We start from the raw sequence: 12,841 nt of genomic DNA on the forward strand, positions 1-12,841 counted from the left end.
AGACCACAATGATGTCGGGGCATCTGTTCTGGTGGGTCGGAGTCGGCGTGTTGGTCGTGGCCGAATTGCTGACCGGCACGTTCTATCTGTTGATGATCGCGCTCGGCTTTCTCGCCGGCGGGTTGTTGCAACTGGCCGGTTTCGCGCCGCACGTGCAGTTCGGCGCAGCGGCCGCGGTCGCGATCGTCGCGATGATCGTGCTGCGCCGTTCGGGACTCGGCCGCAAGCAGAAGCGCGACACGTCGACGAATCCCGACGTCAATCTCGATATCGGCTCGACCATCACGGTCGACGCGTGGCGTGACGGCCGCGCGCGCGTGCAGTATCGCGGGGCCGATTGGGACGTCGAGCTCGCGCACGGCGAGCGCGACGATGCGCGCGTGTACCAGGTGAGCGCCGTGCGCGGCAATTGCCTCGTGGTCGTGGCGAAACCCGCGGGCTGATCGTCCGCTGATACAACAACAAGGAGGAAATACTTCATGGATTCGCTGATCATCTGGGTTGTCCTGCTCGTCATCGCGATCGTGATCGTGTCGAAGACGGTGAAGATCGTGCCGCAGCAGCATGCATGGGTGCTCGAGCGCTTCGGGCGCTACCACGCGACGCTGTCGCCCGGTCTCAATATCGTGCTGCCGTTCGTCGATCGCATCGCGTACCGGCACGTGCTGAAGGAAATTCCGCTCGACGTGCCGAGCCAGGTCTGTATCACGCGCGACAACACGCAGCTGCAGGTCGACGGCGTGCTGTATTTCCAGGTGATGGACCCGATGAAGGCGTCGTACGGGTCGAGCAACTTCGTGCTCGCGATCACGCAGCTGTCGCAGACGATGCTGCGCTCGGTGATCGGCAAGCTCGAACTCGACAAGACCTTCGAGGAGCGCGATTTCATCAACCACAGCATCGTGTCGGCGCTCGACGACGCCGCGGCGAACTGGGGCGTGAAAGTGCTGCGCTACGAGATCAAGGATCTGACGCCGCCGAAGGAGATCCTGCATGCGATGCAGGCGCAGATCACCGCGGAGCGCGAAAAGCGTGCGCTGATCGCCGCATCCGAAGGCCGCAAGCAGGAGCAGATCAACCTCGCGTCGGGGGCGCGCGAAGCCGCGATCCAGAAGTCGGAAGGCGAGCGGCAGGCCGCGATCAACCAGGCGCAGGGCGAAGCCGCCGCGATTCTGGCGGTGGCCGAGGCGAACGCGCAGGCGATCCAGAAAATCGCGAGCGCGATCCAGTCGCAAGGCGGGATGGACGCGGTGAACCTGAAGGTCGCCGAACAGTATGTCGGTGCGTTCGCGAATCTCGCGAAGCAGGGCAATACGCTGATCGTGCCGTCGAACCTGTCGGATCTCGGTACCGCGATCTCGTCGGCGCTGACGATCGTCAAGAGCGCGGGCGTGGGGGCCGGCGCGAAGGGCTGAGCCCGACATCGATGCGCACGCAGCTGCCGCGTGCGTATCGTCCTGCGGCGAATCGTCGCGCAGCCGCGACCGGCCGGCGCGATTCAGGCAGTCCAAAGCAACACGGCCCGCTTCGAGCGGGCCGTGTCGTTTGCGATGAACGCCGTGTGTGTCAGGTGCCGGCGCGCATGATCCGCGCCTTCTCGCGTTCCCAGTCGCGCTTCTTCTCGGTTTCGCGCTTGTCGTGCAGCTTCTTGCCCTTCGCGAGCGCGATGTCGCATTTCACGCGACCGCCCTTGTAGTGGAAGTTCAGCGGCACGAGCGTGTAGCCGCGCTGCTCGACCTTGCCGATCAGCTTCTTGATTTCCTCGCGATGCAGCAGCAGCTTGCGCGTGCGAACCGGGTCGGGCTTGATGTGCGTCGAGGCTTCGGGCAGCGGGCTGATATGGGTCCCGATCAGGAAGATCTCGGCGTTCTTCACCACGACGTAGCCTTCCTTGATCTGGCCGCGTCCGGCGCGCAGCGCCTTGACTTCCCAGCCCTCCAGCACGAGCCCCGCCTCGTAGCGTTCCTCGATGTGATAATCGAAGTGCGCTTTCCTGTTGTCGATGATGCTCATGAAAGGATCGGGCCAACTCGTTTAAAATCACGATTTTAGCAAAGCGGGGCGCGTATCGCCCGGCTTGGCGTTCCCACTTTAAGCGATGCCGCGCGATTTATGGCAGATGTCCAGAAAACCGTATTGATCCGTCATTCGGCGGAACAGATGTTCGACCTCGTCACCGACGTGGCCGACTACCCCAATTTCCTGCCCTGGTGCGGCGGTGTCGAGGTTCGCCGTCAGGACGAGAGCGGGATGGAAGCGCGCATCGACATCAACTTCAAGGGTATCAAGCAGCATTTCGCGACCCGCAACACGCAGCAGCGTCCGACCCGGATCGACATGGAGTTCGCGGACGGGCCGTTCAAGAAGTTCACGGGTTCGTGGCGCTTCATCCCGCTGCGCGCCGATGCGTGCAAGATCGAATTCGCGCTGCACTACGAGTTTTCGAGCATCCTGCTCGAGAAGATCATCGGGCCGGTGTTCAGCCACATCGCGAACACGTTCGTCGATTCGTTCGTGAAGCGTGCGGACCAGCGCTACGGGAAGGGGTGACGCGATGCTGTCGATCGAAGTCTGCTACGCGCTGCCGGACCGCCAGACGCTGATTCCGCTGTCGCTGCCCGAAGGGGCGACCGTGCGCTCGGCCATCGACGCGAGCGGTGTGCTCGCGCTGCATCCGGAGATCGATCTCGCACACGCGAAGACGGGCGTGTACGGCAAGCTCGCACCGCTCGACGCGCCGCTCGTCGATCACGACCGCGTCGAGATCTACCGTCCGCTGATCGTCGATCCGAAGCTCGCGCGCCAGCGGCGCGTCGACAAGTCCCGCCGCGCCGGCTCGATCGAGGGCCGCAAGTGGATGCACAAGGACGCGCGCTGACGCGCTTTTCGTTTCGATTGATCTGATCAAACGCCGCGGCGCTCAATGGGCCGCGGCGTTTGCGTTTGTCGACGCGCTGCCCGGTGTGTCGCCGTGCCGTCGCACCGAGCCGTATACGCCGGCGAGCAGCAGCACGAGCGCGGCGATCTCGAGCACGTGCGGCATCCGTTGGTCATACACGAACGCATACAGCATCGCGAACACGGTTTCGAACACGATCAGCTGGCCCGACAGCGTGAGCGGCAGCCGCTTCGACGCGGCATTCCACAGCCCGTTGCCGAGCCACGACGCGCCGATCGCGAGCACGAGGTTCAGCAGCCAGAACAACTGCCACCGCGATGCGGGGACGGCCGCCTGCACCGTGCCGGCCGGCAGCGCGAGGATCGCCATCCAGCAGAGCCCGCCGATCAACCCCGTCACGACACCCCACAGCACCGACCATTCATTGCCGCCGAAGTGGTGATGGCGCTGCAGGTAGCGTGTGTTCGCCACCGCATACCAGGTCCAGCTCGCGAGCGCGCCCGCCGCGCAGGCGATGCCCGCGAGCTTCTGGGCGAGCGTCGTGGCGTGCGCGGCTTCGGATGTAAACAGGTCGACGTTGATGCAGACGATACCCGCGATCACCAGCGCGAGCGGAGCGGCGAGCCGCCGCAGCGGCATGGCGCCACGGTCGCCGAGGCCTGCGAGCGTGACGGTCACGGGCAGCACGCCGACGATCAGCGAACTGGGCGCGATGCCGATCAGGTGCACGGCGCCGGACAGCAGCATGTAGTACGCGACGTTGCCGATGACGGCGAGCCTCACCAGCGCGACCAGATCCTCGCGGGTCAAGCGCACGAGCAGCGAGCGGGCGACCGGCAGTGCGGCCGCCAGCGACACGAGGCCGTACATCGTATAGCGGCCGGCGCTCAGCAGCAGCGGCGAGAAATCGGTCAGCAGCCGCGGCACGAGAAACACCATGCCCCACAGGGCGCCCGCCAGGACACCGTACACCACGCCGCGCTGCATCGACCGCTCCGAACAAATGACTGAAGTGCGCGCATCTTAGCGATGCCGTCGTGGCGGCGTCTTGTTCAATCCTGCACTCGGGGCATGGCGGCGCGTTCGGGCAGCGTGGGCACGCGGTCGATCAGCCGTCTGCCGGATCGGGTATCCCGTCCGTGCCGTCGGTGGCGGTACGCGTGCGCGCCGGGCGGCGCACGGCACGCAGCTTGCCGCTGTTGCCGCCGCCGCAGTAGAAGCGGTCGTGGCCGTCGGATTCGAGCCCCGACACGCCGACGCCGGCCGGCATGTCGATCTGCTCGAGCACCTCGCCCGTGTGCGGATCGATGCGTCGCAGGTCGCTCTGGTCGGCTTCCCACGTGCCGTGCCACAGCTCGCCGTCGACCCACGTCACGCCGGTGACGAAGCGGTTCGATTCGATCGTGCGCAGCACGGCGCCCGACTGCGGGTCCACCTGATGAATCTTGCGTTCGCTGTACTGGCCGACCCACAGCGTGCCTTCCGCCCACGCGAGCCCCGAATCGGCGCCGCCGCCGGGCGCCGGGATCGTCGCGAGCACGCGACCCGATTCGGGGTCGATCTTCTCGATGCGGTCCTCGACGATCTGGAACAGGTGGCGGCCGTCGAACGCGGTGCCCGCGTGCGCGGCGACGTCGAGCGAGCGGACGGTCGTGCCGCGCTCAGGGTCGAGCGCATTCAGCTTGTCGCCGGATGCGTACCACACGTGCTGCCCGTCGAACGTGACGCCGTGCACGCCGTCGACGCCCGGGAACGGGCCGTACTCGTGAAGGATCTCTGCAGTGGAGCGTTTCATGTTCGTCACCTCGTCGTTCGATGGGGCCATCCTAATCGCCCGGCAGCGCAACCGGGAGTAACAAGGTCGTCGCGAATCCGGGCAGCGGCGGCGTCATCCAGCGGCGCGCGCGTGCGCGGCCGAGCGCCTGCACCTTGCCGGTTTCCGCGAGCGCGTCGAGCGCACGCTGCACGGTGCGCTGGCTGGCGCCGAGCGCGAGCGCCAGCGCGGAGCTCGACCACGCTTCGCCGTCGGCGAGGAGTGCGAGCACGGCCGCATGGCGATCGTCGACCGGGCGCGCGAGGACGACGGTTTCGCGCACGCCGAGCGGTTCGAGCGCGAAGCCGCGCGGCGTCGCGACCACGTTCGCGAGCGGGCGCAGCACCGCACGCAGCCGGCCGACCTCGACACGCAGCCGCGCACGATGCGATTCGTCGGCCTGTTTCGCACGGAACGCGGCGGCGACGAGCGCGTTTCTCGATACGTCGGCCGGCCACGCTTCGCCCAGCGCACGGGCGAGCACGAAGAGCACCGGACGCCGCGCGAGCGACACGGTCGTGCGCGCATCGCGCACCGTGTGGCGGCACGCGTCGACGACGAGCGCATTCGACTCGAACAGCGTCTCCACTTCGTCGAGCGGCACGAGCCGCGACGTGCCGCGCGCGATGAGCCGGGCGGCCGGTGCGTCGAGCACGCGCGCCGCGGTATCGACCTCGGCCGTCAGCGCGGCGATGCCGGCGGCGTGGGCGGCGGTCCGCGCACGGTCGAGCGCCGCACGGGCCGCGTGCGTGCGGAGGCGGCGCATCGCGATGCCGGCCGCGATCAATTCATGGGTGGCGCGTGACGCGGGCGGCAGCGGCACGGGATCGAGATGCGCAAGCAGCCGTTCGGCCTCGTCGAGCTGACCGATCAGCAGCAACCGGCGCACGCCGAGATAGCGGGCATGCGCGGCGTTCGCGCGGTCGCCGTGCGTGTCGAGCGTCGCGCAGGCCGCGTCGAGCGCGCGGGTCGGCCAGCGCAGGTCGCGCGACGCGAGCGCGATCTCGGCTTCCGCGACGACGCAGCGCGCCCGCGCGACCGCTTCCTTCGCACCGAATGCGCGTGCGGCGGCGCGCACGAGCGCGCGCGCCCGGTCGAAATCGCCGAGCTGCGCCAGCGCGATGCCGCGCAGCGCGAGCGCCGGCACATCGTCGCGCAGCGCGACGCGGTTCAGCGCGCCGAGCGCGTCACCGGTCGCGAGCGCGCGCGCGGCCGCCGTGATCAGCGAATCCATCCGAATCCCGACACACTTGTCACTCCCTCCGGTCCGATGCCCGCCACTAATCTAGCACCACGCACACGGCCTCGGACGCCGTGCCCGGATACCCATCGGAAGGAGGAACCCGCAATGACGACCCATCTCACCGGAACCCGCGACGAATGGCTGGCCGAACGTCGCGCGCTGCTCGACGCGGAAAAGGCGTTGACGCGGCAAAGCGACGAACTCGCGCGGCGGCGCCAGGCGCTGCCGTGGGTGCGCGTCGACAAGGCCTACCGGTTCGATACCGAGGAAGGGCAGGCGACGCTCGACGACCTGTTTCGCGGCCGTTCGCAACTGCTCGTCTATCACTTCATGTTCGGCCCCGACTACAAGGCGGGCTGCCCGTCGTGCTCGGCGCTCGCCGACGGCTTCGACGGCTTTGCCGTGCATCTGGCGCATCACGACGTGACGCTCGCGGCCGTGTCGCGCGCGCCGCTCGCGAAACTGCTCGCGTACCGGCAGCGGATGGGGTGGACGTTCCCGTGGGCGTCGTCGGTCGGCAGCGATTTCAACTTCGACTTCAACGTGTCGTTCACCGAAACGCAGCAGCGCGCGGGCGACGTCGAATACAACTATGCGCGGGCCGGCCATGCGATGGACATGGATCCGCCGCCAGCGCCCGTCGTGCAGTTCGCGGCCACCTGCGGCACCGACGCGCGCACGTATTCGCTCGACCGGCCGGGGATGAGCGCGTTCGTGCGCGAGGATGGCGCCGTCTATCACACGTATTCGACCTACGCGCGCGGCCTCGACGGGCTGTGGGGGATGTACCAGTGGCTCGATCGCGCGCCGCGCGGCCGCAACGAGGCCGGCCCGTGGTGGCGCCGTCACGACGAGTACGCGCGCGGCTGAGCGGGCCGGCGACGGACGGGAGCGCGCGATGACACGAACGACGACCGGGCCGAAAGCCGGGCCGATAACCGGCGAGACGGCCCTCGATCCGCGGGCATTCGGCGTGGCGGTCGCGGCCGTGTTTGCGGTCGCCGTGGTGGCGACGCTGGCGCAGCACGCGGCGATGGCGGCGATGGGCGGCGTACCGATGCCCGGCGGCTGGATGGCCTCGGCCGCAGGGCTGCGGCCGTGCGGGCAGGGCGCCGGGCGCGCATTCGCGACGTTCGCCGGAATGTGGGGCGCGATGACGGTGACGATGATGCTGCCCGTGCTCGCGCCGCAGCTCTGGCATTACCGGCGGCGCATCGGCCCGCAGGCGGCGGCGCGGTCGGCCTGGCTCGTCGTCGTCGCGGGGGCGGGATATTTCTCGGTCTGGATGGCGCTCGGCGCGCTCGTGTTTCCGGCCGGCGCCGTACTGACGACGGCCGCCGCCCGTCTGCCGGCGCTCGCCCGGGCGATGCCGTTCGTGTCCGGCGCCATCGTGCTGGCCGCGGGCGCGTTGCAATTCTCCGGGTGGAAGGCGCGCCGGCTCGCGTGCTGCCGGCATGCGGAGGCGCACGACGTGCATCGGCCGCGGGCAGCGGCCGTCACGGCATGGCGGTACGGCGTGCGCGCCGCGGTCCGGTGCGGCGCATGTTGCGGGAACCTGATGGCCGTCGCGCTGGCGGCCGGCATGATGGATCTGCGCGTGATGGCCGCCGTGACGGTCGCGATTGCCGCCGAACGCGTTGTGCCGGCCGGCGGGCGCGTCGCGCGGACCGTCGGTTGCGTGGTGGTGGCGGGCGGCATGGCGATGATCGCCCGTGCCGCCGGGCTGGCGTGAAGCAGGGCTGGCAAGCCGCTTCGGCGGGTCGCCGGGCCGTGCGCGCGGCCGCCGCCGTCGCGGCCGTGTGGCCCCGCCGCGACACGGGCACATGCCGCCGGCCGCCGGTTGCGCGAATGGCTCGATGCGGCGGTGAAACGAAAGACGATCGAAAACGAACCGAACGGCGATCCGAACGATTCGGCCCCCGAACGGCCGAAACCGGCTAAGCCGTTGTTCGTGTTGTGAAAATTCGCGGCGCTTCGCGTATAATTCGCTTTTGCGCCCATAGGATTTGCCATGCGTCTGATCCAAAAAGCACTCACTTTCGATGACGTGCTCCTCGTTCCCGCCTTCTCCGACGTTCTCCCGCGCGACACCAGCCTCAAGACCAAGCTGACCCGCAACATCTCCTTGAACATGCCGCTCGTGTCCGCCGCGATGGACACGGTCACCGAAGGTCGCCTCGCGATCGCGATGGCCCAGCAGGGTGGCGTCGGTATCGTCCACAAGAACCTCACGCCGGCCGAACAGGCCCGCGAAGTCGCGAAGGTCAAGCGTTTCGAGTCGGGCGTCGTCCGCGACCCGATCACGGTGCCCCCGCAAATGAAGGTGCGCGACGTGATCGCGCTGTCGCGCCAGCATGGCATCTCGGGCTTCCCGGTCGTCGAAGGCCCGCAGCTCGTCGGCATCGTCACGAACCGCGACCTGCGTTTCGAAACGCGCCTCGACGAGCCGGTCAAGTCGATCATGACGCCGCGCGAGCGCCTCGTCACGGTCAAGGAAGGCACGCCGCTCGCCGAAGCGAAGGCGTTGATGCACAGCCACCGCCTCGAACGCGTGCTGGTCGTCAACGACGCGTTCGAACTGCGCGGCCTGATGACCGTCAAGGACATCACGAAGCAGACCGAGCACCCGGATGCATGCAAGGACGAACACGGCAAGCTGCGCGCAGGCGCGGCGGTCGGCGTCGGTCCGGACAACGAAGAGCGCGTCGAGCTGCTGGTGCAGGCCGGCGTCGACGTGATCGTCGTCGATACCGCGCACGGTCACAGCAAGGGCGTGCTCGAGCGCGTGCGCTGGGTCAAGCAGAACTTCCCGCACGTCGAGGTGATCGGCGGCAACATCGCGACGGCCGCCGCCGCGAAGGCGCTGGTCGAATACGGCGCGGACGCGGTCAAGGTCGGGATCGGCCCGGGTTCGATCTGCACGACGCGGATCGTCGCGGGTGTCGGCGTGCCGCAGATCAGCGCGATCGCGAACGTGTCGGAAGCGCTGAAGGGCACCGGCGTGCCGTGCATCGCCGACGGCGGCGTGCGCTTCTCGGGCGACGTGTCGAAGGCCCTCGCGGCCGGCGCGAACGCGGTGATGATGGGCAGCATGTTCGCAGGCACCGAAGAGGCGCCGGGCGACGTGTTCCTGTACCAGGGCCGCCAGTACAAGTCGTATCGCGGCATGGGTTCGGTCGGTGCGATGAAGGACGGCGCGGCAGACCGCTACTTCCAGGACAACTCGGCGAACATCGACAAGCTCGTGCCGGAAGGTATCGAAGGCCGTGTCGCTTACAAGGGTTCGGTCAACGCGATCCTGTTCCAGCTGGTCGGCGGCGTGCGCGCGAGCATGGGCTACTGCGGCTGCAAGACGATCGACGAGCTGCACGAGAAGGCCGAATTCGTCCAGATCACCGCGGCGGGCATGCGCGAGTCGCACGTGCACGACGTGCAGATCACGAAGGAAGCGCCGAACTACCACGTGGACTGAGCGCCGATGAAACCGCTGCTGCGAGCCGTGCTGATCGTCGATGCCGTGCTGCTGCTGGCGTTCGGCGTGCTGTTCGTGCTGACGCCCTGGCAGGCGCTGTTCGACGCGCTGCAACTGGCGAACATCCAGCCGGCGATGCTCGGCCAGGCGTTCGGCATCGCGCTGCTCGGGCTCGCGTGGCTCGCGTTTCATGCGGCGTTCAACGGCGACCTCACGGCGCCCGTCGCACGGGTGGTCGGCCACGTGAACTGGCTGACCGGCGTGCTGACGGTCGTGTGGTCGATCGGCACCGGCAGCGGGCCCGCGCTGGCGGCCGCCGGCCGGGTGCTGTCGGCCGTGGCCGGGGTTGCGCTGATCGTGCTCGGTCTCGGCGGTGTGCGGCTCGCATCGGCCGTGCGCCGGCGCGAAAGGGCCGACAGGGCGGAGGCGCTCGAGGGCCGGGACGCGAAGCGTCCGGTCGAACCGGCGCCGGCCTCCACGCCGCAGCCGCGGGTCGAGCCGGTCGTCAGCCGCCCGGTGGCGCCTTCGGCGCCGGTCGCCGCTGGTCCATCGGCCGCATCCGATCGCGCGTCAGGCAGCGTCGCATTCGACGCGCGCCCGCCGTCGCAGGATTGACCGGCGATGCGTCGCGCGAGCCGCCTGCCGCCCGACGCCGCTGTCCATGCTTTTGACGCAGCGCTTCGTGCGCTGCTTTTCTTATTCTCTTCATCCCGTCCGCAGCCATGCACGACAAAATCCTGATTCTCGACTTCGGTTCGCAAGTCACCCAACTGATTGCACGGCGCGTGCGTGAAGCGCACGTCTACTGCGAAATCCATCCGAACGATGTGTCCGACGACTTCGTCCGCGAGTTCGCGCCGAAGGCGGTGATCCTGTCGGGCAGCCACGCGAGCACGTACGAAGACCATCAACTGCGCGCGCCGCAGGCCGTGTGGGATCTCGGCGTGCCGGTGCTCGGCATCTGCTACGGCATGCAGACGATGGCCGTGCAGCTCGGCGGCAAGGTCGAGTGGAGCGACCATCGCGAATTCGGCTACGCGGAAATGCGTGCGCACGGCCATACGCGCCTGCTCGACGGCATCGAGGATTTCACGACGGCCGAAGGCCACGGGATGCTGAAGGTCTGGATGAGCCACGGCGACAAGGTGGCCGAGCTGCCGCCGGGCTTCGCGCTGATGGCGTCGACGCCGAGCTGCCCGATCGCCGGCATGGCCGACGAGGCGCGCGGCTACTACGCGGTGCAGTTCCACCCGGAAGTCACGCACACGGTGAAGGGCCGCCAGATCATCGAGCGCTTCGTGCTGCAGATCGCCGGTGCGAAGCCCGACTGGATCATGAAGAACCACATCGAGGAAGCCGTCGCGAAGATCCGCGAGCAGGTCGGTGACGAGGAAGTGATTCTCGGCCTGTCGGGCGGCGTCGATTCGAGCGTCGCGGCCGCGCTGATCCATCGCGCGATCGGCGATCAACTGACCTGCGTGTTCGTCGACCACGGCCTGCTGCGCCTGAACGAAGGCAAGATGGTGCTCGACATGTTCGAGGGCCGCCTGCATGCGAAGGTCGTGCACGTCGACGCATCCGACCAGTTCCTCGGCCATCTGGCCGGCGTGACCGATCCGGAAGCGAAGCGCAAGATCATCGGCCGCGAGTTCGTCGAGGTGTTCCAAGCCGAGGCGAAGAAGCTATCGAAGGCGAAGTGGCTCGCGCAGGGCACGATCTACCCGGACGTGGTCGAATCGGGCGGCACGAAGACGAAGAAGGCGACGACGATCAAGAGCCACCACAACGTCGGCGGCCTGCCGGAAACGCTCGGCCTGAAGCTGCTCGAGCCGCTGCGGGACCTGTTCAAGGACGAAGTGCGCGAGCTGGGTGTCGCGCTCGGTCTGCCGCCGGAGATGGTGTACCGCCATCCGTTCCCGGGCCCGGGCCTCGGCGTGCGGATTCTCGGCGAAGTGAAGCGCGAATACGCGGAGCTGCTGCGCCGCGCGGACGCGATCTTCATCGAGGAACTGCGCAACACGACCGCGACCGCGCAGGATGCGGCTGCCGGCCTGTGCGGCGAGGCCGACGTCGGCAAGAGCTGGTACGACCTGACGAGCCAGGCATTCGCGGTGTTCCTGCCGGTCAAGTCGGTTGGCGTGATGGGCGATGGGCGGACATACGACTACGTGACGTCGCTGCGCGCGGTGCAGACGACCGACTTCATGACTGCGCATTGGGCGCATCTGCCGTATGCGCTGCTCGGTCGCGCGTCGAATCGCATCATCAACGAAGTGCGCGGGATCAACCGGGTCGTGTACGACATCTCGGGGAAGCCGCCGGCGACGATCGAGTGGGAGTGAGCTTCGGCGTCGAGGTGTGCCTCGATGACTGATAGTGGCATCGGATGATGCGGACGCCCGGCGGGGATACCTGCCGGGCGTTGTTGTTTGTGTTGTTGGCGGTCGAATTCGGTTGACGATACTGGAGGGCCTACCCATGCAAACCGACAATACTGCGGTGCCGCAACTGACGCTACCCGGATTCGAGGCAACTCGATTGATGCCGGAGCATCGTCTCTTCTTTGCAGTGATGCCCGACCCGGGCACCGCTACGCGCATGACCGAGCAGCGCGCGCGCCTGGGCTCCGATGTGCGGATCAGCGGTCGCCCGCTCCATGCTGAGCGTCTGCATGTCACGCTGTACAGCTTGGGCGACTTCGTGCATGTGCCGGAGGTGGTTGTTGAGCGGGCATGTTTCGCCGCAACAACTATCGATGTGCCGCCGTTCGGCGTGACGTTCGATCAGATGCTCCGCTTCAACGGGCGACCGGGCCATCGACCTTTCGTGCTGACGGGGAGCGACGGGCTGGACGCGTTGGTCATGTTTCAGCGCAGCCTTGTAGAGGCTCTCAGAGGAACTCGTCTGCGTATTTCGGGTACGAGTTTCACGCCGCACGTCACGTTGCTGTACGGCGATGGAAAATTCAGTCGGTGCGACCTGGAGCCGGTGACTTGGACCGTGAACGAATTCGTCCTGATCCACAGCTGGCTCGGCAAGACGCATTACGACGTTATCGGGCGTTGGCCGTTGACGGGCCGCGTCGCGAAAGACTGAATCGTTCACAATTTGCAATCCTGGTATGGATAGAGTCGTGCCCGGAACGGCAGACGAAAGACCGCGATTCCGTTGTGGGGCGAGGTCGGGGCTGTTCGCCCTGTTTCTGGACGCAGTACGCATCCGGTCGCTTACGTATCCTGCTGTTCCAGAACGACGACTTATCAACAACAGTTCATTTGATCATTACGTTCAAACTGCATTGACGGCCGTTTCGCCTGTTGCTGGATCGTTGTAGTCGAGTGTAGTTTAGAATGGGAAATCTGAATTTTTATGCTTTGAATAAATGTCGCATAAGGATCATATGGTTTCCATCTG

14 protein-coding genes are annotated in these 12,841 nt (G+C 67.3%); 10 read left to right on the top strand and 4 right to left on the bottom strand.

The window, feature by feature from the left end:
* The first annotated feature begins 8 nt into the window (after positions 1–8).
* Both BLS50_RS14930 and BLS50_RS14935 read left to right on the top strand, forming a co-directional pair.
* Positions 9–443 (top strand): NfeD family protein, encoded by a 435-nt coding sequence (locus BLS50_RS14930; protein ID WP_074802521.1) that lies wholly within the window; start codon positions 9–11, stop codon positions 441–443.
* Between the two features lie 36 nt (positions 444–479).
* Positions 480–1,415 carry an SPFH domain-containing protein gene (locus BLS50_RS14935; protein WP_006478510.1) on the top strand — a complete coding sequence of 312 codons (936 nt, stop codon included), beginning with the start codon at positions 480–482 and terminating at the stop codon, positions 1,413–1,415.
* Positions 1,416–1,566: 151 nt separating this feature from the next.
* Here BLS50_RS14935 and smpB read toward each other — a convergent pair whose 3' ends face one another.
* Entirely contained in the window at positions 1,567–2,013 is a 447-nt protein-coding gene (gene smpB, locus BLS50_RS14940) for an SsrA-binding protein SmpB (RefSeq protein ID WP_006478511.1), read from the bottom strand.
* Between the two features lie 99 nt (positions 2,014–2,112).
* Between smpB and BLS50_RS14945 the strand changes: the two genes are divergently transcribed.
* Positions 2,113–2,550, top strand: a complete 438-nt coding sequence (locus BLS50_RS14945; protein ID WP_006478512.1) for a type II toxin-antitoxin system RatA family toxin — start codon at positions 2,113–2,115, stop codon at positions 2,548–2,550.
* 4 nt (positions 2,551–2,554) lie between these two features.
* Positions 2,555–2,878 carry an RnfH family protein gene (locus BLS50_RS14950; protein WP_006478513.1) on the top strand — a complete coding sequence of 108 codons (324 nt, stop codon included), beginning with the start codon at positions 2,555–2,557 and terminating at the stop codon, positions 2,876–2,878.
* 42 nt (positions 2,879–2,920) lie between these two features.
* Here the strand turns inward: BLS50_RS14950 and BLS50_RS14955 are convergent, their stop codons facing one another.
* The 3 genes from BLS50_RS14955 to BLS50_RS14965 all read right to left on the bottom strand — a co-directional run bounded on the left by BLS50_RS14955 (position 2,921) and on the right by BLS50_RS14965 (position 5,946).
* Positions 2,921–3,886 (bottom strand): DMT family transporter, encoded by a 966-nt coding sequence (locus BLS50_RS14955; RefSeq protein ID WP_012328751.1) that lies wholly within the window; start codon positions 3,884–3,886, stop codon positions 2,921–2,923.
* A 121-nt stretch (positions 3,887–4,007) separates the two neighbouring features.
* Positions 4,008–4,694 (bottom strand): Vgb family protein, encoded by a 687-nt coding sequence (locus tag BLS50_RS14960; protein ID WP_012328750.1) that lies wholly within the window; start codon positions 4,692–4,694, stop codon positions 4,008–4,010.
* A gap of 31 nt (positions 4,695–4,725) precedes the next feature.
* On the bottom strand, positions 4,726–5,946 hold the full coding sequence (locus BLS50_RS14965) for a helix-turn-helix domain-containing protein (protein WP_074802522.1): 1,221 nt from the start codon (positions 5,944–5,946) through the stop codon (positions 4,726–4,728).
* Between the two features lie 114 nt (positions 5,947–6,060).
* Between BLS50_RS14965 and BLS50_RS14970 the strand changes: the two genes are divergently transcribed.
* The 6 genes from BLS50_RS14970 (at position 6,061) to BLS50_RS14995 (ending at position 12,523) form a co-directional block, all read left to right on the top strand.
* Positions 6,061–6,825, top strand: coding sequence for a DUF899 domain-containing protein (locus tag BLS50_RS14970; protein WP_074802523.1), 765 nt, complete (start codon positions 6,061–6,063; stop codon positions 6,823–6,825).
* 28 nt (positions 6,826–6,853) lie between these two features.
* The gene (locus BLS50_RS14975) at positions 6,854–7,687 is read left to right on the top strand and encodes a DUF2182 domain-containing protein (protein ID WP_074802524.1); all 834 of its coding nucleotides are present in this window, start codon (positions 6,854–6,856) and stop codon (positions 7,685–7,687) included.
* Positions 7,688–7,966: 279 nt separating this feature from the next.
* A complete protein-coding gene (guaB, locus tag BLS50_RS14980; protein ID WP_027784746.1) occupies positions 7,967–9,427 on the top strand; it encodes an IMP dehydrogenase in 1,461 nt (486 codons plus the stop codon).
* Positions 9,428–9,433: 6 nt separating this feature from the next.
* Positions 9,434–10,042 (top strand): hypothetical protein, encoded by a 609-nt coding sequence (locus tag BLS50_RS14985; protein WP_074802525.1) that lies wholly within the window; start codon positions 9,434–9,436, stop codon positions 10,040–10,042.
* A gap of 107 nt (positions 10,043–10,149) precedes the next feature.
* Positions 10,150–11,769, top strand: coding sequence for a glutamine-hydrolyzing GMP synthase (guaA, locus tag BLS50_RS14990; protein WP_011549558.1), 1,620 nt, complete (start codon positions 10,150–10,152; stop codon positions 11,767–11,769).
* A gap of 136 nt (positions 11,770–11,905) precedes the next feature.
* Complete coding sequence (locus tag BLS50_RS14995) at positions 11,906–12,523, top strand: 2'-5' RNA ligase family protein (protein ID WP_034175699.1); 618 nt, start codon at positions 11,906–11,908, stop codon at positions 12,521–12,523.
* Positions 12,524–12,841 lie beyond the last annotated feature (318 nt).

It is taken from the genome of Burkholderia orbicola, assembly GCF_900100915.1.
Lineage (GTDB): Bacteria > Pseudomonadota > Gammaproteobacteria > Burkholderiales > Burkholderiaceae > Burkholderia > Burkholderia orbicola.

Coding starts and splice junctions, on each gene's coding strand:
- smpB (WP_006478511.1), bottom strand. CDS start 2,013: ATGAGCATCATCGACAACAGGAAAGCGCACTTCGATTATCACATCGAG.
- BLS50_RS14965 (WP_074802522.1), bottom strand. CDS start 5,946: ATGGATTCGCTGATCACGGCGGCCGCGCGCGCGCTCGCGACCGGTGAC.
- BLS50_RS14975 (WP_074802524.1), top strand. CDS start 6,854: ATGACACGAACGACGACCGGGCCGAAAGCCGGGCCGATAACCGGCGAG.
- BLS50_RS14960 (WP_012328750.1), bottom strand. CDS start 4,694: ATGAAACGCTCCACTGCAGAGATCCTTCACGAGTACGGCCCGTTCCCG.
- BLS50_RS14950 (WP_006478513.1), top strand. CDS start 2,555: ATGCTGTCGATCGAAGTCTGCTACGCGCTGCCGGACCGCCAGACGCTG.
- guaB (WP_027784746.1), top strand. CDS start 7,967: ATGCGTCTGATCCAAAAAGCACTCACTTTCGATGACGTGCTCCTCGTT.
- BLS50_RS14930 (WP_074802521.1), top strand. CDS start 9: ATGATGTCGGGGCATCTGTTCTGGTGGGTCGGAGTCGGCGTGTTGGTC.
- BLS50_RS14995 (WP_034175699.1), top strand. CDS start 11,906: ATGCAAACCGACAATACTGCGGTGCCGCAACTGACGCTACCCGGATTC.
- guaA (WP_011549558.1), top strand. CDS start 10,150: ATGCACGACAAAATCCTGATTCTCGACTTCGGTTCGCAAGTCACCCAA.
- BLS50_RS14935 (WP_006478510.1), top strand. CDS start 480: ATGGATTCGCTGATCATCTGGGTTGTCCTGCTCGTCATCGCGATCGTG.
- BLS50_RS14955 (WP_012328751.1), bottom strand. CDS start 3,886: ATGCAGCGCGGCGTGGTGTACGGTGTCCTGGCGGGCGCCCTGTGGGGC.
- BLS50_RS14970 (WP_074802523.1), top strand. CDS start 6,061: ATGACGACCCATCTCACCGGAACCCGCGACGAATGGCTGGCCGAACGT.
- BLS50_RS14985 (WP_074802525.1), top strand. CDS start 9,434: ATGAAACCGCTGCTGCGAGCCGTGCTGATCGTCGATGCCGTGCTGCTG.
- BLS50_RS14945 (WP_006478512.1), top strand. CDS start 2,113: ATGGCAGATGTCCAGAAAACCGTATTGATCCGTCATTCGGCGGAACAG.